General features: G+C 62.4%; 18 protein-coding genes. 8 read left to right on the top strand and 10 right to left on the bottom strand.

Annotation, left to right across the window (positions count from 1 at the left end):
* Window positions 1-187 precede the first annotated feature (187 nt).
* From ACESMT_RS07055 to ACESMT_RS07020, 8 genes are all read right to left on the bottom strand, one after another.
* Entirely contained in the window at window positions 188-544 is a 357-nt protein-coding gene (locus ACESMT_RS07055; RefSeq protein WP_372825856.1) for a Na+/H+ antiporter subunit G, read from the bottom strand.
* 16 nt (window positions 545-560) lie between these two features.
* Window positions 561-836, bottom strand: a complete 276-nt coding sequence (locus ACESMT_RS07050; RefSeq protein ID WP_372825855.1) for a K+/H+ antiporter subunit F — start codon at window positions 834-836, stop codon at window positions 561-563.
* Window positions 833-1,351: a Na+/H+ antiporter subunit E gene (locus tag ACESMT_RS07045; protein ID WP_372825854.1), complete on the bottom strand. Its 519-nt coding sequence runs from the start codon at window positions 1,349-1,351 to the stop codon at window positions 833-835. The genes ACESMT_RS07050 and ACESMT_RS07045 overlap by 4 nt, the downstream gene beginning before the upstream one ends.
* Window positions 1,348-2,988: a monovalent cation/H+ antiporter subunit D gene (locus tag ACESMT_RS07040; protein ID WP_372825853.1), complete on the bottom strand. Its 1,641-nt coding sequence runs from the start codon at window positions 2,986-2,988 to the stop codon at window positions 1,348-1,350. Before ACESMT_RS07040 ends, ACESMT_RS07045 begins: the two co-directional genes overlap by 4 nt.
* Complete coding sequence (locus ACESMT_RS07035) at window positions 2,985-3,344, bottom strand: Na+/H+ antiporter subunit C (protein ID WP_372825858.1); 360 nt, start codon at window positions 3,342-3,344, stop codon at window positions 2,985-2,987. Before ACESMT_RS07035 ends, ACESMT_RS07040 begins: the two co-directional genes overlap by 4 nt.
* Window positions 3,345-3,346: 2 nt before the next feature.
* The gene (locus tag ACESMT_RS07030) at window positions 3,347-6,205 is read right to left on the bottom strand and encodes a monovalent cation/H+ antiporter subunit A (protein WP_372825852.1); all 2,859 of its coding nucleotides are present in this window, start codon (window positions 6,203-6,205) and stop codon (window positions 3,347-3,349) included.
* A 115-nt stretch (window positions 6,206-6,320) separates the two neighbouring features.
* The gene (locus tag ACESMT_RS07025; protein ID WP_372825851.1) at window positions 6,321-7,409 is read right to left on the bottom strand and encodes a calcium/sodium antiporter; all 1,089 of its coding nucleotides are present in this window, start codon (window positions 7,407-7,409) and stop codon (window positions 6,321-6,323) included.
* Between the two features lie 35 nt (window positions 7,410-7,444).
* Entirely contained in the window at window positions 7,445-8,053 is a 609-nt protein-coding gene (locus tag ACESMT_RS07020) for a YqhA family protein (RefSeq protein ID WP_372825850.1), read from the bottom strand.
* A 159-nt stretch (window positions 8,054-8,212) separates the two neighbouring features.
* Between ACESMT_RS07020 and acs the strand changes: the two genes are divergently transcribed.
* Complete coding sequence (gene acs, locus ACESMT_RS07015; RefSeq protein ID WP_372825849.1) at window positions 8,213-10,210, top strand: acetate--CoA ligase; 1,998 nt, start codon at window positions 8,213-8,215, stop codon at window positions 10,208-10,210.
* Window positions 10,211-10,285: 75 nt separating this feature from the next.
* Here acs and ACESMT_RS07010 read toward each other — a convergent pair whose 3' ends face one another.
* Window positions 10,286-10,600 carry a c-type cytochrome gene (locus ACESMT_RS07010; RefSeq protein ID WP_372825848.1) on the bottom strand — a complete coding sequence of 105 codons (315 nt, stop codon included), beginning with the start codon at window positions 10,598-10,600 and terminating at the stop codon, window positions 10,286-10,288.
* Window positions 10,601-10,719: 119 nt separating this feature from the next.
* Between ACESMT_RS07010 and ACESMT_RS07005 the strand changes: the two genes are divergently transcribed.
* Window positions 10,720-10,959 (top strand): TIGR04438 family Trp-rich protein, encoded by a 240-nt coding sequence (locus tag ACESMT_RS07005; RefSeq protein WP_372825847.1) that lies wholly within the window; start codon window positions 10,720-10,722, stop codon window positions 10,957-10,959.
* A gap of 198 nt (window positions 10,960-11,157) precedes the next feature.
* Here the strand turns inward: ACESMT_RS07005 and ilvD are convergent, their stop codons facing one another.
* Window positions 11,158-12,867: a dihydroxy-acid dehydratase gene (gene ilvD, locus ACESMT_RS07000; protein WP_372825846.1), complete on the bottom strand. Its 1,710-nt coding sequence runs from the start codon at window positions 12,865-12,867 to the stop codon at window positions 11,158-11,160.
* Window positions 12,868-12,977: 110 nt separating this feature from the next.
* On the opposite strand from ilvD, the gene ACESMT_RS06995 reads away from it, so the two are divergent.
* The 6 genes from ACESMT_RS06995 (at window position 12,978) to ACESMT_RS06970 (ending at window position 19,272) form a co-directional block, all read left to right on the top strand.
* A complete protein-coding gene (locus ACESMT_RS06995) occupies window positions 12,978-13,892 on the top strand; it encodes a LysR family transcriptional regulator (protein WP_372825845.1) in 915 nt (304 codons plus the stop codon).
* A gap of 105 nt (window positions 13,893-13,997) precedes the next feature.
* Window positions 13,998-14,804: a prolipoprotein diacylglyceryl transferase gene (gene lgt / locus ACESMT_RS06990; RefSeq protein ID WP_372825844.1), complete on the top strand. Its 807-nt coding sequence runs from the start codon at window positions 13,998-14,000 to the stop codon at window positions 14,802-14,804.
* Between the two features lie 308 nt (window positions 14,805-15,112).
* The gene (locus ACESMT_RS06985; protein ID WP_372825843.1) at window positions 15,113-15,781 is read left to right on the top strand and encodes a GntR family transcriptional regulator; all 669 of its coding nucleotides are present in this window, start codon (window positions 15,113-15,115) and stop codon (window positions 15,779-15,781) included.
* A gap of 175 nt (window positions 15,782-15,956) precedes the next feature.
* A complete protein-coding gene (locus ACESMT_RS06980; protein ID WP_372825842.1) occupies window positions 15,957-17,429 on the top strand; it encodes a malonyl-CoA decarboxylase in 1,473 nt (490 codons plus the stop codon).
* Window positions 17,430-17,480: 51 nt separating this feature from the next.
* Entirely contained in the window at window positions 17,481-18,479 is a 999-nt protein-coding gene (locus ACESMT_RS06975; RefSeq protein ID WP_372825841.1) for a Bug family tripartite tricarboxylate transporter substrate binding protein, read from the top strand.
* 16 nt (window positions 18,480-18,495) lie between these two features.
* Entirely contained in the window at window positions 18,496-19,272 is a 777-nt protein-coding gene (locus ACESMT_RS06970) for an enoyl-CoA hydratase/isomerase family protein (protein WP_372825840.1), read from the top strand.
* Window positions 19,273-19,276: the final 4 nt, after the last annotated feature.

Raw genomic sequence — 19,276 nt, 5'->3', positions numbered from 1 at the left:
CATCCAGCTCATCAAGGCCAATGCCCGTGGGTTTCGCAGCTTCACCAACTACCGGGCAAGAATTCTGTTTCATTGCGGTAAGTTGGATTTGGGTTGGGCGTGAGGAAAAATTCACAGTGAAATTAACGAAGAGCCGCTTTTTGAACCACGCCCTGTTATTGAGAAGAAACGAAATGAGGGGCCGGAGTTACATGTTGGTCGAGGCGCGGCGCTCGGGCACCGCGTCATCGGGTGCCGGGGCCTTGCTGGGCAAGCGCAGGTGCAGCGCGGCCTGCGCCATCATGTTGGCCGACACCGGCGCGGTGACGAAGACAAACAGCGTGATCAGCAGTTCCGCAAAGCCGATGCGGCCCTCGGCGGCCGCCAGGATCATGCTGGCCAGCAGCACGCCGCCCACGCCCAGCGTAGCGGCCTTGGTAGGGGCATGCAGGCGCATGAAAAAATCCGGCAGGCGGACCAGCCCGATGGCGCCTACCAGCGAGAAAAAAGCCGCCATCAGCAAACATGCGGCGGCCAGCCATTCAGCGACAGGATGAAGTCCCATGGTCATGCCCTCCGTTTCATTCGATCACGTCGCCACGGGTCAGGTAACGCGCCAACGCCACCGTCGAGGCGAAACCCAGCATCGCCATGATCAGTGCGGCTTCAAACAGCAGGGGTGTCTGCAGGCGAATGCCCAGCAACACCACCAGCGCTACCGCATTGATGTACAGCGTGTCGATGGCCAGCACACGGTCGGGCGTGTCGGGTCCGCGCATCAGACGCCACGCGCACAGCGCCATGGCCAGCGACACCGCAGCGACGGCGATGTCCAAAGACAGGAGCAGGATGTTCATCGACTTTCTCCGGTGTGTTCTGGCGTGTGTTCAAAGATGGCCAGCAGAGGGGCTTCGTAACGTGCCTTGATGTCGGCCACCATCTGCGCTGGGTCGCTGCAATCGAGTGCATGAACCAGAATGTGCTTGCGCTGCTCGTCGACGACGCAGGAAACCGTTCCTGGTGTGGTGGTGATGATGCTGGCCAGCAGGGAAATCGCCGTGGGGTGGCTGAGCGCCAGCGGCACCGTCATCCACGCCGGCTGCGGACGGGACATCGGACCCAGCACCAGCCGCGCTACCGTGATGTTGGACAGCACGATGTCCCGCAACACGACCGCGAACAAACGCAGAGCCGGTCCGAAACGCATCGGCCTTGGCGCTGGCAAAAAGTTGTGCAAGAGGCGCGGCACCAGCAGGCCGATCAGCGCCGCCGAGATCAGGTGAAAGGGTGCCAGTGTGTGTTGCAGTAGCAACCAGCTGGCGGCCAGCAGGAGAGACAGCCAGGGGTGAGCGAACCACGCCACTTTTTTCATCGCTGGCCTTCCGCGGCAGGCAGCCGCACTTCGCCTTCGCCGCCGCGGTAAGGCCGCGTGGTCGTGGCCGTCGCGCCGCCGACCGGGCCCAGCACGGCCCCGGCGTAAGCGGCGCGGTCCGCCAGCTGCGCCGCAGCGGCATCGGTGTAGCGCTTGAGCGGGGACGCCGCCACGGCAAGCAGCAGGCTGAGCGCCAGCAGGCTGAGGGTTGCAAGGACCAGGCGCGAACTGGTGCCAGAGCGCCCTGACTGGTTGCCCGCCGGCAGAACGCTCCAGAACAGGATGGAGCCGGCGCGTGCCAGCCCGATCAGCGTCAGGAAGCTGACCGCCAGCACCACGGTCCAGACCCACGCGTGGGCGGGCGTCGGTGCCGCGCTTTGCAGAATCATGAGCTTGCCAAGAAAGCCGGGCAACGGCGGCAGGCCGGCAACCGATGCTGCGCCGAGCAGCGTCATCAAGCCGAGCAGCACGGGCTGTCCCACGGGTGTGGCCGGTTGCAGCCGGTCGCCAGCTTGGCCGCGCTGGGAGGCCACCAGCTCGACCAGCAGAAACAGCGCTGCAATAACCAGCGTGCTGTGCACCATGTAATACAGCGCAGCTGACATGGCCGCCGGGGTGAACAGGCCGATGCCGGCCAGGATGGTACCGACGGACGCCACGGTGAGGTAGGACACCAGCCGTGTCAGGCTGTGCGCGGCCAGCGCGCCCAGAACGCCTAGCGCCATCGTGATCAGCGCCACCGGCAGCAGCCACGGTTCGGCGGCCAGTGCGGCGTGCCCCGCGCCGTCGTCAAGGATCACCGCATGCACGCGGATGATGCCGTACACGCCGACCTTGGTCATGATGGCAAACATCGCCGCGACGGGTGCGCTGGCGACAGCGTAGGTGCCGGGCAGCCACAGGTAAAGCGGCACGATGGCCGCCTTGAGGCCGAACACGACCAGCAGCACCATCGCGCCGGCCTTGAACAGCGTGGCTTCCTGAGGGCCGAGCTGCGCTACCCGCAGCGCCACGTCGGTCATGTTGAGGGTGCCTGTCACGCCGTACACGATGGCCAGGCCCAGCAGGAACAGCGCCGACGCCACGAGGTTGAGCACAACATAGTGCACGCCGGCCTTGAAACGCTCGCGCCCCTGGCCGTGGACCAGAAGCACATAGGAGGCAATCAGCAGCACTTCAAAAAATACAAACAGGTTGAACAGGTCGCCCGTCACGAAGGCGCCGGACACACCCATGAGCAGGAAGTGGAACAGGGTGTGAAAGTGACGCCCGTGGGTGTCCCAGCCGCCCGCAGCGTACCAGAGCACAGGCACGGCTATGGTCCATGTCAAAGCCAGCATCATGGCGCTCAGGCGGTCGATGACCAGCACGATACCAAAGGGCGCTGGCCAACCGCCCAGTGGGTACACGTTCAATACGCCTGTGGCCGCTTCGGTCATGAGGCGCCACGAAAGCACTGCACCCATCACCACAGAGACCAGGCTGAGCAGGCGCCTGCGTTGCAGCAGCGGCCCGCCGTGGCTGGCCTCACCGCCGTGGTCACCCATGATCAGCAGGGCCACCGCCGTGAACAAGGGCAGCAACACCGGCAGCACCGGCAGATGGGCGGAAAAAATGGCGTCCAGCAGCCCGTTCATAGGGTCTTGTCCCGGGTGTGGTCGGCCCCGTGCCCGGGCTCGTGCCCGTCCACATGGTCGGTGCCGGATTCGTGGCGGCTGCGCAGCGCCAGTTCAATCACAAAGCCTGTGGTGGCGAAGCCGATCACGATGGCCGTCAGCACCAGTGCCTGGGGCAGCGGGTCGGCCACACGCCCGGTGGCTGAAAGAATGGGCGCGGCGTCCTGCCAGAGGCGGCCCATGGCGAAAATGAACACGTTGACGGCATAACCCAGCAGGGAGAGGCCCAGCACCACCGGCCAGGTGCGTCCGCGCAGGATCAGGTAAATCCCCGTGGCGGTGACGACGCCGATGCCGCTGGCCACCAGAAACTCCAGACTCATGGTTTCACTCCGTTGTGCGGGATGGGCACTGGCGCCTTGCCCGGCTCCCGCGTCACTGAACCCAGGGTGGACAGCGTCAGCAGCGTCGAGCCGACCACGGTGATGTACACACCGAGGTCAAACAGTGCGGCGGTGGCCAGCGGGATGTCGCCCAGCCAGGGCACGGACGGATGTCCGTGAGCGCTGGTCAGGAAAGGCTGGCCGAACACAAAGGCGCCCACGCCCGTGAGACCGGCAATTCCCAGGCCGAGGCCGATCCATCGAACGAAGCGGGCTCCGCCGTCGGCCCGCAGCAGGGCCTCAGCGCGCGACTGACCCATGGCCATGTACTGCAGCACCAGCGCTACCGCCGTGATCAGCCCGGCAATAAAGCCGCCGCCTGGCTGGTTGTGACCGCGCATGAAGATGTAGAGGGTGACCACCAGCGCCAGCGGCAGCACCACACGCGCGGCCACGCGCAGCATCAGCGGCTGGGTGGCAAAGGTCCAGGGCAGGCCTTCGCCATCGCTGGTCGGGCGGCGCGTGCGCATGCCCTCCATCAGGGCCAGCACGCCGACGGCCGCGATGCCCAGTACGGTGATCTCGCCGAAGGTGTCGTAGCCGCGGAAGTCCACCAGGATCACGTTGACCACGTTGGTTCCGCCGCCGGCGATGGCCGACTGGTTGAGGAAATACCAGGCAATGGAGTCGTGGTCACGCGTCAGCATGACCCAGGCCAGCCAGGCAATGCCGGCGCCGCCGCACACTGCGAGCGCGGCGTCGCGCGTGCGGCGCCCGGTGGAAGACTCGCGCGGTGATTGCCGGGGCAGCAGCGCCAGACCCATGAGCAGCAGCACGGTGGAAACCACTTCAACGGTCAGTTGCGTGAGCGCGAGGTCGGGGGCCGAAAAGCTGACAAAGGCAAGCGCGGTCACCAGGCCGACCACACCGATGACCACCACCGACTGGAAACGGTCATGGTGGCGCAGGACCAGCCAGACGCAGGCCAGCATCAGCAGACCCCACACCACCAGTGCCGCAAGCGAGACTGGAAGCAGTGCGCGTGAGCCGGTGCCGGGGGCGTCACCCGACAGCAGAGGCGCGGCTGCTACCACCAGCGTGGCGATCAGCATCCAGGCAATGTAGCGCTGCAACGAGGCCGTTTCCAGTTTGGCGGTCAGGCGGCCAGCGATGTTGAAAAGCCGGTCAGAGCCGTGGTTAAACAGGTTTAACCCAGTCAGCAGTCCGAACCAGTTTTCGGAGTTCAGCCGGTGCAACCGGCCGCCGCGCGCGAGCGCGAAGTAAAGGCCGGCGCCGCCGGCCAGCGCCAGTAGGCTCAACAGCAGTGGCAGGTTCAGGCCATGCCAGATTGCCAGGTGGTAGTCTGGCGGGGCAGTACCCAGCATGGCCGCTGCTGCCAGCAAAACCATGGGCCCGAGAAGCACGGAAGGCAACAGACCGACTGCAACGCAAATCACTGCCAGCAGGATCACTGGCGCCTGCATGCCCAAAGGAGGATCGTGCGGATGCGGGTTGGGCAGGGCGCGCGGCGGGCCGTTGAAGAAAATATCGTGAATCAGGCGTACCGAGTAAGCCACGCTGAACAGGGCGGCCAGCGCTGCAACAACGGGCACCAGCCAGCGCCAGCCGCCGGTCTGGGCGAAAGTCACGGTTTCGGTCAGGAACATTTCCTTGGACAGAAAGCCGTTGAACAGCGGCACACCTGCCATCGCCGCTGCAGCCACCATGGCAAGCGTGGCTGTCCAGGGCATGAGATGGCGCAGGCCGCCCAGCAGGCGCTTGTCCCGGGTGCCGGTTTCGTGGTCCACAATGCCGGCGATCATGAATAACGCCGCCTTGAAGCTGGCGTGGTTAAGGATGTGGAACATGGCCGCCACCGCCGCCAGCGGTGAACCGAGCCCGATCAGGAAAGTGATCAGTCCCAGGTGGCTGATGGTCGAATAGGCCAGCAAGGCCTTGACGTCGTGTTTGAAGATGGCGATGAAGGCGGCGAATGCCATGGTGGCGAGCCCGGTGGTCGCGACGATGCCGGTGAAGAGTTCGGTGCCGCCCAGCACGGGCGTCAGGCGCGCCATGAGAAAGAGCCCAGCCTTGACCATGGTGGCCGAGTGCAGGTATGCAGACACCGGCGTGGGCGCAGCCATGGCCTGGGGCAGCCAGAAATGAAAAGGAAACTGCGCGCTCTTGGTAAAGCAGCCGAGCAGGATCAGCAACAGCGCCGCAGGATAGCGGCTGTCCGCCTGGATGCGCGCGCCCTGATCAAGCATCAGACTCAGTTCATACGTGCCTGCGATCTGACCCAGCAACACGAAACCGCCCAGCATGGCGAGGCCGCCACCACCGGTGACGGCCAGCGCCATGCGCGCACCCTCACGCGCATCGGCACGGTGTTTCCAGTAACCGACCAGCAGGAACGAGGAGAGGCTGGTCAGTTCCCAGAACACGATCAGCAGCAGCAGGTTGTCCGACAGGGCGATGCCCAGCATGGATGCCATGAAGAGCATCAGTGTGCTGTAGAACTTGCCGACCGGATCGTCTTTGCCGAGGTAGAAGTGCGCGTACAGGATGATCAGCAAGCCGATACCGGTGATCAGCAGCGCGAACATGAGCGACAGGCCGTCCAGCCGCATGCCCAGGTTCAGCCCAATTTCTGGCACCCAGGGGAAAAATTCGTACAGCACTTCGCCGCCCATCACGGCTGGCGCCTGGATCAGCAGCAACGCCAGACTGGCGCCCGTGACTGCTGCAGCCAGCCAGGCGGTGCGGCCACGGTAACCCGCAGACGGATGTACCCCGGACCAGCCGGTGATAAGGGTGCCTCCCAGCAATGGCAAGAGAATGATCAGCAGTAGCAAGATTTGGGCTGTCTTTTACGGTGTTGTTATTCTAGTGGGCAGTTTTTTGCCCATTCACGGGGTCATGAGTTGCCAGCAGAACGTTGGTAGCCCCAGCGGTTTCTCTAGCCATTCCTCAACGCGGGCGGTCCCGGACTTTTCCGCGCTTGAGGAGCATGACGATCAGCGTGATGACTGTGATCGGAATCACGAAGCTCATCATCGCCATTGAGAAAACGCCCAGCGTGTCATGCTGGCGGGTGGCAAGAATCAGGTAAGTGACATAGGCGGCGTAGTAGAGAACAAACACGCCGCCTTCCCAGCGGGCAATTTCACGCCCTGTCATGAAAATCGGCAGACAGGCCAAGGCGACGGCAATCATCACCCAGATGTCGAAATTGAGGATGGCCGCCGGCATGACCAGGCCGAGATCGCCCGATACGATTCCCGACAGGCCGAGGCAGCCCAGAATGTTGAAGGTGCTGCTGCCCACCACGTTGCCGACAGCAATGTCGCGCTCGCCCTTGATGGCCGCCATCAACGAAGTGGCGACTTCGGGCATCGACGTTCCGGCGGCAACAATGGTCAGGCCAATCACCAGGTCGCTCACGCCCAGGGCTTTGGCAAAGACAGTTGAGGCGGTGACCAGCCAGTCGGAGCCGAGCACCAGCAGGCCCAACCCCGCAACGATCAGCGCCAGCTGGGCCGGCAGTTTCGAGTCCCAGCCGCCGGGCACGGCAGGTGTGATTTCAGTCGAAAATTGGTACTGCGCGGCCTTGCTTTCCCCGCGCGACTGAACGATCAGGAACACCGTGTAGGCAATCAGCAGTGCGAACAAGATCGCGCCGTCGATAAAACCGAGCTTGCCGTCCAGGCCGAGCGCCAGCAGCAGCAGGGACGCGCCAATCATGATCGGCACCTCCTGGCGAATCAGCTGGATGTTGACGACCAGCGGCGTGATCAGCGCCGCCACGCCAAGGATGAACAGTACGTTGAAGATGTTGCTGCCGACGACGTTGCCGATGGCGATGTCGGTTTGGCCGCTCAGGACCGCGCCCGTAGAGACAGCCATCTCGGGCGCGCTGGTGCCGAAGGCGACGATGGTCAGGCCCACCACCAGCGGCGAAATGCCGAAAGACAAGGCCAGCCTGGACGCGCCGCGCACCAGCAGCTCGGCACCAGCAACCAGGCCGATCAGGCCGCCAATGAACAACAAAATAGTCATGCAGGGCTCCTTATGTAATCGTTTTATGAAACAGCTTAACGGTCGGGACGCTGGGAGTGCGACATCAGGCGATCAGTCAGCGCAATCGCCAGTGCACTGAGCAGGAAGGTGATGTGAATTGCAGTTTGCGCGATCAGCACACGGTCGGTGTAGTTGTCGGCGTTGATGAAGGTTTTCAGCAGGTGGATGGAGCTGATGCCGATGATGGCCGTTGCCAGCTTGACCTTGAGCACCGAGGCGTTGACGTGGCTGAGCCACTCGGGCTGATCGCGGTGGCCTTCAAGGTTCATGCGGCTAACAAAGGTCTCGTAGCCTCCGACGATCACCATGATGAGCAGGTTGGAGATCATGACCACGTCAATCAGCGCCAACACCACCAGCATGATCACGGTTTCATTCAGTGTGGTCACGGGCACATCAGTCTTGTAGCCAATGCTGGTGACCAGTGCCTGCAGGGCGGTCTGGCTGCCGAAGACGGCTTCGATCAGGTGCAGCAGCTCGACCAGGAAGTGAAACACGTACACGCCTTGTGCGGCGATCAGGCCGACATATAGCGGCAACTGCAGCCAGCGGCTGGCAAAGATGAAATTTGGGATGGGGCGTAGCGGCGAGGCTTTGGGGATGACGGGCTTGGGATCTGACATGATGATTCAAGGGTTTTTACGGACTCGGCGGATTGTAGGCGTGCTGCCTGGCTTGCCTGAGTTCGGGTTAAACCTGTAAGCTTGCAGCCAGTCAGTGGACTGTAAGTGCTGAACATGACATTAGCACGCATGAGTGACAACCTGAGGAGACAAGCCATCATGAACGCGCCTTCATCCGCCATCGAGTCCACACTGGTTGAAAACCGGGTCTTTTTCCCCGACCCCGAACTGGCCAAATCCGCCCGTATTTCCAGCATGGACGCCTACAACGCGCTGTGCGCAGAGGCCGAAAAGGACTTTGAAGGCTTCTGGGCCCGGCTGGCGCGCGAAAACCTGAGCTGGAAGAAGCCCTTCACCCAGACGCTGGACGAGTCAAATGCGCCGTTCTACAAGTGGTTTGCCGATGGTGAGCTCAATGCCTCGTACAACTGCCTGGACCGCCATCTCGGCACCGCCACCGAAAACAAGAAGGCCATCATCTTCGAGAGCGACGATGGCAAGGTGACCAACATCACCTACAAGGAGTTGCATGGCAAGGTCTGCCAGTTCGCCAATGCGCTCAAGTCCATGGGCATCAAAAAAGGCGACCGCGTCATCATCTACATGCCGATGACGGTTGAAGGTGTGGTGGCCATGCAGGCCTGCGCGCGCATAGGCGCCACGCACTCGGTGGTGTTTGGCGGCTTTTCGGCCAAGAGCCTGCAGGAGCGTATCCAGGATGCGGGTGCGGTGGCCGTCATCACCGCCAACTTCCAGTTGCGCGGCGGCAAGGAACTGCCGCTCAAGACCATTGTGGACGAAGGCATCGCCATGGGCGGCTGCGAATCCATCAAGAACGTGATCGTCTACCAGCGCACCGCCACGCCCTGCAACATGGTCGCCGGGCGCGACAGCCTGATGCACGAGGTGAGCGCGAAGCAGCCGGCCACCTGCGAGCCGGAGTTCGTCGGCGCCGAACATCCGCTGTTCATCCTCTACACCTCCGGCTCGACCGGCAAACCCAAGGGCGTGCAGCACAGCACCGGCGGTTATTTGCTTTGGGCCAAGCTGACGATGGACTGGACCTTCGACATCCAGCCGACCGATGTGTTCTGGTGCACCGCCGACATCGGCTGGATCACTGGCCACACCTATGTGGCCTACGGCCCGCTGGCTGCCGGCGCGACTCAGGTGATCTTCGAGGGTATCCCGACCTTCCCAAATGCCGGCCGCTTCTGGCAGATGATCGAAAAACACAAGGTCACGATTTTCTACGCCGCGCCGACGGCGATGCGTTCGCTGATCAAGGCGGCGGAAGGCGACGAGAAAGTCCATCCGGCACGCTCCGATCTGAGCAGCCTGCGCATCCTCGGCTCGGTGGGTGAGCCCATCAACCCGGAAGCCTGGATGTGGTACTACAAAAACGTCGGGGGCGAGCGTTGCCCGGTGGTGGACACCTTCTGGCAGACCGAAACCGGCGGCCACATGATCACGCCGCTGCCCGGCGCGACGCCGTTGGTGCCGGGCAGCTGCACCTTGCCGCTGCCCGGCATCATGGCTGCCATCGTTGATGAAGTTGGCAAGGACGTGCCCAACGGCTCCGGCGGCATGCTGGTGGTCAAGCGGCCCTGGCCGTCGATGATCCGCACCATCTGGAACGACCCCGAGCGTTTCAAGAAGAGCTATTTCCCCGAAGAGATGGGCGGCACCATGTACCTGGCTGGCGACGGTGCGGTGCGCAGTACCGACCGTGGCTACTTCCGGATCACCGGCCGCATCGACGACGTGCTTAATGTCTCCGGACACCGCATGGGCACCATGGAGATCGAATCGGCGCTGGTGTCGCACTCGGCCCTGGTGGCAGAAGCGGCTGTGGTTGGCCGTCCCGACGATCTAACCGGCGAAGCGATTGTGGCTTTTGTGGTGCTTAAACGTTCGCGCCCCACCGGCGACGAAGCCAAGGCGATTGCCAAGGAGTTGCGTGACTGGGTAGCCAGGGAGATTGGCCCGATCGCCAAGCCCAAAGACATTCGTTTTGGCGACAACCTCCCCAAGACCCGCAGCGGAAAGATCATGCGCCGCCTTCTGCGCGGCATTGCCAAGGGAGAGACCATCACCCAGGACACCTCAACATTGGAAAATCCCGCCATCCTCGATCAGCTGTCTGAAAACCTGTGAGATGCTGCCCCGGTTTTGGGCATGAAAAAAGCCCGTTGAAAGCAACGGGCTTTTTTTTTGTGGCCGAGGCTGGCGTTATTTTTGCGTCAACACCCAAGCGGCCAGCTTTTTCGCCTCGTCAGCGTTGACCTGTGCATTGGCCGGCATGGGCACCGGGCCCCAGACGCCGGAACCCCCCTTCATGATTTTGCCGGCCAGTTTTTCCACCGCGTCTTTTTGGCCTGCATATTTGGCGGCAACCTCTTTATACGATGGGCCAACCAGCTTGGTCGCCACGGCATGGCAGGCCATGCAGTTTTTGGCGGTGGCCAGCTGCAGGTCGGCCAGCGCCGGCGTGGAAACCAGCGCGCCAGCAGCGAGGGAAGCAATCACCAAAAAAACACGTTTCATCGTTGACCTCGTGGGAAGAGTTTCAGGTATGGATTCGGGTACATTCAATCAACGCAATTGTAGTGCTGTGGGTTGACCTTGCTCACAAAGGGTTTCCCGCTGTACCAGAGGAGTTATCCATGTTTTTCCTGTTCATTGGCATCATCGGCGTCCTGCTGAAATACCTGGAGATCGGGCCGGTGGCGACGCTGAGTTGGTGGTTCATCCTGGCGCCGTTCGGCATGGCGGTGCTTTGGTGGTGGTGGGCCGATGCATCTGGTTACACCAAGAAGAAGGAAATGGAAAAGATGGACAAGCGCAAGCAGGACCGCATCGACAAGCAGCGAGATGCCATGGGGATGCTCAAAAAAAGGAAATAGGGCTCCCACGCTTGTCACTGCGTGTACTGCGCTGCCCCCGAGGGGGCGCTGCGCATGCGGACTGGCAGAGCCAGATCCGTGGCCCCTGCTTGAAGGGAGACCCCGCTCGCTTCGATCCTGGCCTTTGCGGCTCACACAATAAAAAAAACCTCCTGCAGTTCTGCAGGGGGTTTTTAATTTCGGCGCGTTGCTGCGATTTCAATAATCGTCAAGCACGGCGCCCTTGCTGGCGCTGGAAGCATTGAAGGCGAACTTGGCCTGCACGCCGCGCATGTAGCGCGGCAGGGGGGCTTTCCAGCCCTCCTTGCGTTTGGCAAGTTCGGCGTCATCGATGTTCAGTTGCAGCAGCAGCTGTTTGGCGTCGATGGTGATCGAGTCGCCTTCCTTGATGAAGGCGATGTTGCCGCCAGCCGCTGCTTCCGGCGCCACATGGCCGACGACCATGCCCCAGGTGCCGCCGGAGAAGCGACCGTCGGTGATCAGTCCCACACTTTCGCCCAGGCCGGCGCCAATCAGTGCGCCTGTGGGCGCCAGCATCTCCGGCATGCCGGGGCCGCCCTTGGGGCCGAGGTAGCGCAGCACCATCACATCGCCCGCCACAATTTTGCCGGCCAGGATGGCGGCCAGTGCCGACTGCTCGTCGTCAAACACGCGTGCCGGACCAGTCATCACCGGGTTTTTGAGACCAGTGATTTTGGCGACGCAGCCTTCGGGCGAGAGGTTGCCCTTGAGAATGGCCAGGTGGCCCTGCTTGTACATCGGCCTGTCGATGGGACGGATCACATCCTGGTCGGCACGCGGCACATCAGGTACGTCTTTCAGCACTTCGGCGATGGTCTGGCCGGTGATGGTCAGGCAGTCACCGTGCAGCAGACCTGCGACCAGCAGCGTCTTCATGACCTGCGGAATGCCACCGGCCTTGTGCAGATCGACTGCCAGGTATTGGCCGCTGGGCTTGAGGTTGCATAGCACCGGCGTCTTCTGGCGCACGCGTTCGAAATCGTCAATCGTCCAGTCAACTTCAGCGGCGTGGGCAATTGCCAGAAAGTGCAGCACGGCGTTGGTCGAGCCGCCGGTGGCCATGATCACCGCCACAGCATTTTCAATCGCTTTTTTGGTCACGATGTCACGCGGTTTGATGTTCTTTTTAATTGCTTCGACCAGCACCTTGGCCGACTCTTTGGCCGAATTCATTTTCTCGTCGTGCGGATTCGCCATGGTCGATGAGTAGGGCAGGGAAATACCCAGCGCCTCGAACGACGATGACATGGTGTTGGCCGTGTACATACCGCCGCAGCTGCCAGTGCCGGGAACGGCGCGGCGCTCGATTTGCAGCAGGTCTTCGTCGCTCATGCGGCCGGCGGCGTGTTCACCCACGGCTTCGAATACGCTGACGATGTTCAGGTCCTGGCCCTTGTAGCTGCCCGGCAAAATGGTGCCGCCATAGACGTAGATGGAAGGCACATTGGCGCGCAGCATGCCCATCAGGCCCCCCGGCATGTTTTTGTCGCAGCCGCCGATCACCAGCACGCCATCCATCCACTGGCCCTGCACACAGGTTTCTATGCAGTCGGAGATCACTTCTCTGGAGACCAGCGAGTACTTCATGCCCTCGGTACCCATGGCCATGCCGTCAGAGATGGTCGGTGTGCCGAAGACCTGCGCATTGCCTCCCGCTTCCTCGATGCCGGCAATCGCCGCGTCGGCGAGTTTTTGCAGTCCGCTGTTGCAGGGGGTGATGGTGCTGTGGCCGTTGGCCACACCGACCATCGGTTTTTTGAAGTCACCGGCCTCGTAGCCCATGGCGTAGTACATCGAACGATTTGGCGCGCGCGACGTGCCTTCGGTGATATTTTTACTGCGGCGGTTGATCGCGTCGCCTGCGCTGTCTTTGTCCTGCTGGTTCATGGGGGTCTCTTCTTTGTAGTGGGGAGATGAAAGGGGCAAAGGGCAAAGTATGCCCCGCCTTTTTTTTCGTTTCCAATATATTTTTAGACATCCAGTAATATGAAGGGCGTATGAGTAACCCGACTATTGAACTGCGTCTCTGGCGTCAGTTTGCCGCTTTGGCCGAAGAACTGCACTTCGGCCGGGCTGCAACGCGCCTGCACATGACCCAGCCGCCGCTGACCCAGGCGATCGCGCATCTGGAAACGCGGCTGGGTGTGCGCCTGTTCGAGCGCACCAAGCGCAGCGTGCAGATGACGGCGGCGGGCGAGGCGCTGCTGCCGCAGGTGCTGGACCTGCTCGCGCGGGCGCAGGCGCTGCCGGAGCAGGCCAGGGCGGCCGGCGCTGGAGAGCTGGGGCGGCTGCGTCTGGCTTTTGTGTCCACCGCCGGTTTTTCGCTGCTGCCCAAGTGGGTGCGGGCTTTTCGCGAGCGCAACCCGCAAGTCCAGCTGGAGCTGCTGGAGGCCACCGGCGACATGCAGTTGCAGGCTTTCGAGCACCACGACATCGATGCCGGCGTGATCCTGCATTCGCCCGGCTTCGCACCACCGGGGCTGCACAGCCGCCTCGTGGCCCGGGAGCCACTGGTGCTTGCACTGAGTGAACACCATCCGCTGGCAACGCGGACTGCGCTCACACTCGATCAGGTGCTGACGCAGCCGCTGGTGATTTTTCCGCGTCGCATCCTGCCTTCGCTGTACGACGCGATTTTTGGCATGTACCACGCCGCCGCGCAGTCGCCACAGGTGGCGCAGGAAGCGATCCAGATGCAGACGATTGTCAATCTGGTCTCCGCCGGGCTGGGCGTCGCCTGGGTGCCCGACAGCGTGCGCCAGTTCCAGCGGCCAGGCGTGGTCTATCGCAGCGTGGCGGGCAAAAAGGGCCGCAAGGTGGCGATGTGTGAAACCAGCCTGGTCTGGCCCGGGGGCGCAGCCCATGCCTGCGTGGCGCGCTTCATCGACTGCGCGCCAGACTTGCCGGGCTGAAGCTGGGCAGGCTGCGGCATGTTCGGGACAGCCTTGGCCTGCACCACGCGCTTGTGAGCCAATAGCCTACGAGATGGAACTGCCCGGCGGTGCAAAATACGTCCCATGCTGATTCATCCCACCATCAATCCCGTTGCCCTTCAGTTGGGTCCGCTGGCCATTCACTGGTACGGCCTGACTTACCTCGCCGCCTTTGGCCTGTTCCTGTTTTTGGGCATGCGCCGCCTGCGCCATGAGCCCTATGCCTCGATGACGGGAACGGCCGCCTGGAGCCGCAAGGACATCGAAGACATTCTTTTCCTGGGCGTGATGGGGGTGGTGCTGGGCGGGCGTATCGGCTACTGCCTGTTCTACAAGCCCGGCTATTACCTGGCGCACCCGCTGGAGATTTTCTACGTGTGGCAGGGCGGCATGAGTTTTCATGGCGGTATGCTGGGTGTGCTGGTGTCGCAGATCTGGTTTGCGCGCACGCGGCAAAAACCCTGGCTGCAGGTGATGGACTTCATCGCGCCCTGTGTGCCGACGGGGCTGGCGGCCGGACGCGTCGGCAACTTCATCAACGGCGAGTTGTGGGGCCGCTTCAGCAGTCCGGACCTGCCCTGGGGCATGGTTTTCAGGAACAGCGGCTCCCTGATGCCGCGCCACCCGTCGCAGGTCTACCAGTTCCTGCTCGAGGGACTGCTGCTCTTCGTGCTGCTCTGGCTGTACGCGCGCAAGCCGCGCAAAACCGGGCAGGTGTCGGCGGCCTTTCTGGTCGGCTACGGCGTGTTCCGCTTCATCGCCGAGTTTTTCCGCGAGCCGGACGACTATCTCGGCATTCTGGCGCTGGGGATGAGCATGGGTCAGTGGTTGTGCCTGCCCATGATTGCGGCCGGCGTCTGGCTCTGGTTATGGACCGAAAAAAGGCCTTGAGCCCCGTCATACGGACATAGTCTACTATCGTTGAGATAGCAGTTCGGGTTGGCGAGGTCCGTGTGGCGGGCTCTGCGCCCGTTGCTCGACGGTTGCGGCATCCGGGTTTTTACCTGTGACTTGATGCCCACTTATGCTTGCCAGTACGCATGAAATTTATAATAATTATTCATAATTATAGAAAATTATGAAGAATCAAGCGAATCTGCAGAGAGGAATATCAGCTGACAGGCCAGGGGTTGGTGCTGCCGTTTTGCCTCCGACAATTGTTCTGTCTCGCAGACTTTTGGTCACGGCGGACTGACACCATGCGCCTCATCCAGAACTCATTGCACCAGGAAGCGGCTGCCACCTTGCGTGAGCAGATCTTTTCTGGCCTGTATGCGCCCGGCAGTTTTCTCGATGAACTGGCGCTCTGCCAGCGACTGCAGATCTCGCGCACGCCTTTGCGCGAAGCGCTCAAGGTGCTGACCGCTGAAGGGCTGCTTCGGCACGAGCCGCGCCGAGGCTGCTTCATCAGCGAGGTGACCGAAAAAGACCTGGACGATATTTTTCCCGTGATCGCGTTGCTTGAAGGACGCTGTGCCTTTGAGGCGGCACGCAACGCGACCGATGCTGACCTAGCCGCACTCACCATGCTGCATGAACGCCTGAACGGCCACGCCCGGGCCGGCCGCATCAACGACTACTACGACACCAACTTCGCCATCCATGAAGCCATCATCACGCTGGCCGACAACCGCTGGCTGGCGATGGCGATCAGCGACCTGCGCAAGATCCTCAAGCTGGCGCGCTCACAGCAACTGCACGCGCCCGGCCGTCTCGCGCAAAGCCTGTCGGAACACATGGCCGTGTTCGCTGCCCTCAAGGCCAGAGACAGCGAAGGCGCCGACGCCGCCATGCGCACCCACCTGATCCGCCAACGAGAAGCCCTCAGAGAGCTCGCCAGGAATCAGAGATCGAAGGTGCTGGCATGAGCTACCTGGCGAGGGGCCCCAGCGCAGCTGGGGATCGACAGCAGGCGAATGCCAGCAGGGAGCCGACACCTTTTTGCCCGCAAATCGTTGACCCGACAGGAGGCGACAGCATGAGCCAGCCCACGATGTCCGCAGTCGTCGCTTCCTTGCTCCTTACCACTCCACAGGCCACCCCATGAACACGCCCGACTGGATCACCCGCAGCGTGTCCATCCTGCGCAGCCCTGAAAAATCCGAGTTAAAAAAGCCCTCAGCTCCCGCCGAGCGTTCGCAGGATGCTACAAAATCAGGAGCAAGCAGCGGCGCTGTGCGCAGCACGCGGGAGCGCCTCAATGCCACGCTGCGCAAGAAGGAGGAAGCCTTGTCGCCGCGCGTGCTGCGCCGCACGCTGGAAGAACTCAAGGCCATTGTCGATCCGCAGGTCAGCGAGGTCGAGGGCGGGCGTCGCGCCATGGGTGTCGCCGGCTGGTACGCCAACGCCTTGCTGGACGAGCGGCGCGACATGTGGCTGCTGATGAGTGAGCAGTTCGTCGCCGACGCCGCCAAAGTCAAGCTGGCGCAGACGCAGTTTGCCGCTGCGGTCGGCACGCCCGATGAGCCCGTGGCCGAGGTGCGTTACCGCCGCGCCACCGTCTCGCCGCGGCGGCGCCTGCTGCAACGCTTCAGCGCTTTTCCTGAAGGCTTCCGCTTTCTGGTGAACCTGCGCGCCGACATGCTGCCGCACCTCAAGGCCGACAAGCGCCTGCAGGCGCTCGACGTCGAGATGGAGTACATGTTCTCGACCTGGTTCGACGTGGGTTTTCTGGACCTGCGCCGCATCAGCTGGGACTCGCCTGCGTCTCTGATCGAGAAGCTGATCAAGTACGAAGCCGTTCATGACATCAAGAGCTGGGCCGATGTGAAAAACCGGCTGGACAGCGACCGCCGCTGTTATGGGTTTTTCCACCCCCGCATGCCGGACGAGCCCCTGATTTTTGTTGAAGTGGCGTTGATGGATGACATGGCTGATGGCATCACGCCGCTGCTCGATGAATCCGCCGCACCGGCTGATCTCAAAAAGGCCACCTCCGCGATTTTTTATTCCATCAGCAACACGCAGACCGGCCTGCGCGGCGTGAGTTTTGGCGACTCGCTGATCAAGCGTGTGGTGGAAACGCTGCATGAGGAGTTTCCGCGCCTGAAGACCTTTGCCACCTTGTCGCCGATTCCTGGCTTTCGCCATTGGCTCGGAAAAAGCGCCACAGGATTGATCGAGCAGCTCGATGAAAAAGAACGCACTCTGCTGGGGCGGGCGGTGGGGTTCGAGCCGCCGACGGCGCAGAATTTCATCACGGCGGCGGACAACGCGCTGGCGCTCAACGAAAAATCGCCGGTGCGCCGCATGCTGCTCCATTGCGCTGCGCAGTACCTGGGCCGCGAGCTCGACGACGGCAAGCCGCTCGACCCGGTGGCGCGTTTTCACCTGGGCAATGGCGCGCGGGTGGAGCGCATCAACTGGGGCGGTGACCCCTCGCCCAAAGGGCTGAAGCAGTCCTTCGGCCTGATGGTCAATTACCTCTATGACCTCAAACGGCTGGACAAATACCGGGCGCTGCTTGCGCAGGGGAAAATCCCCGTATCGGGCGCGGTCGAAGATTTGTATATTTAACAACATCTTTCGACCAATTTTTTTTCGATTCAACAACGACAGGAGACATACATGACATCGAGTTTTGACATCAACGCATCGCGACGCGACATGCTGCGCATGGCAGCCGCAGGTGCTGCGGCATTTTCATTCGGCAGCCACGCGCAATCGACCTGGCCGGCCAAACCGGTCACCATGATCGTGCCTTTCCCGGCGGGCGGCGGCACAGATGCGTTTGCACGACCCATGTCCGCGCAGTTTGCGCGCCTGACCGGCAAGCAACTCATCATCGACAACCGTGGCGGCGCCGGCGGCACCCTGGGCGCCAGCATCGCAGCCAAGGCCCAGCCCGATGGCTACACCTTGTTCATGGGCGCGGTGCACCACACCATTGCGCCGAGCATGTACCCCAAGCTCGATTACGACATCGAAAAGGACCTGATCCCGTTGATCCTGGTGGCCAGCGTGCCGCAGGTGGTGGTGGTCAATCCGCAAAAGTTGCCAGTTGCCAACTTCAAGGAGTTTCTGGACAACGCCCGCAAGAACCCGGGCAAGCTCAATTACGGCTCGGCCGGCGCGGGCACCTCGCACCACCTGGCTGGTGAACTGTTCAAGCAGCAGACCAACACGTTCATCACGCACATTCCTTACCGCGGTGCGGGCCCGGCGCTGCAGGGCCTGATTGCCGGTGATGTCGAAATGATGTTTGATGGCCTGGGTTCGTCGGCGGCCCACATCGCCGGTGGTCGTATCAAGGCCTTGATGGTGTCTGGCAACAAGCGCAATCCGGCGATTCCGGACGTGCCAAGTGCTGCGGAGATGGGTTTGCCCGACTACAACGTCACCACCTGGTACGGCGTCTGGGGACCCAAAGGCATGCCGGCTGATGCCCAGGCCCGAGCCATCGAGGAAATCCGCAAGGCCTGCACGACCGACGAGGCCAAGGCGGTCTGGGCGCGTCAGGGCGCCGAATTTACCGGCTTGAGCGGCCCGCAGTTCGGCAGCTTCATCAGCGCAGAAGTCAAGAAGTGGGCGCAAGTGGTCAAGGCTTCCGGCGCCAAGCTCGATTGAGCCAGCAGGACCCCTCATGACGGGACAGGTACTGTTGGCCGTCGAAGGCAGCTTGGCGCGTGTCACGCTGTCCCATCCCGGCAAGCTCAACGCCATGTCGCGTGCCATGTGGCATGAGCTGCGCGAGGTCTTTGAGCGCATTCAGCACGATGCCGCTTTGCGCTGCGTCCTGCTGGCCGGGGAGGGCGGCAACTTCTGCGCCGGCGGCGACATTGCCGAGTACCCTGCGTTCCGCTTTGACGAAGAAACCCTGCGTGACTTCCATGACAGGCAGGTGTGGGGTGGCCTGCAGGCCATGCTGGACTGCGACGTGCCCATCGTGGCGCAAATTGAGGGCGCCTGCATGGGCGCAGGCATCGAGATGGCCAGTTGTTGCGACCTGCGTCTGGCCGGCATGTCGGCCCGGTTTGGCGCGCCCATCGCAAAGCTGGGCTTTCCGATGGCACCGCGCGAAGCCGCACTCGTGATGTGTGCCGCCGGGGAGCTGATGGCGCGCGAGATGCTGCTGGCCGCACAAGTGCTCGATGCACCCACGGCGGCGCAGCGCGGTTTTTTGAACCGCGTGTTGCCCGATGACCAGTTGGCGACGGAGGCCGCCGCCACGGTTGCCCGCGTGTCGCAGCTCGCCCCTGGTGCCGCGCGCCTGAATAAACAGTGTTTCAGGGCGCTAGCCCTTGATGGGCGGTCTCAGGCAGCTACGCATTTGATAGCAAATGCCTATGCTTATGCGGACTCCGACGAACACCGCGAAGGGGTCGTGGCCTTCGTCGAGAAGCGAACGCCGCAGTTTTGACGGA

This window comes from Polaromonas sp., assembly GCF_041689105.1.
In the GTDB taxonomy this organism is placed as follows: Bacteria; Pseudomonadota; Gammaproteobacteria; order Burkholderiales; family Burkholderiaceae_C; genus Polaromonas.
The sequence above is the reverse complement of the archived record's forward strand: the minus strand, read 5'-3'. Positions and strand labels throughout refer to the sequence as shown.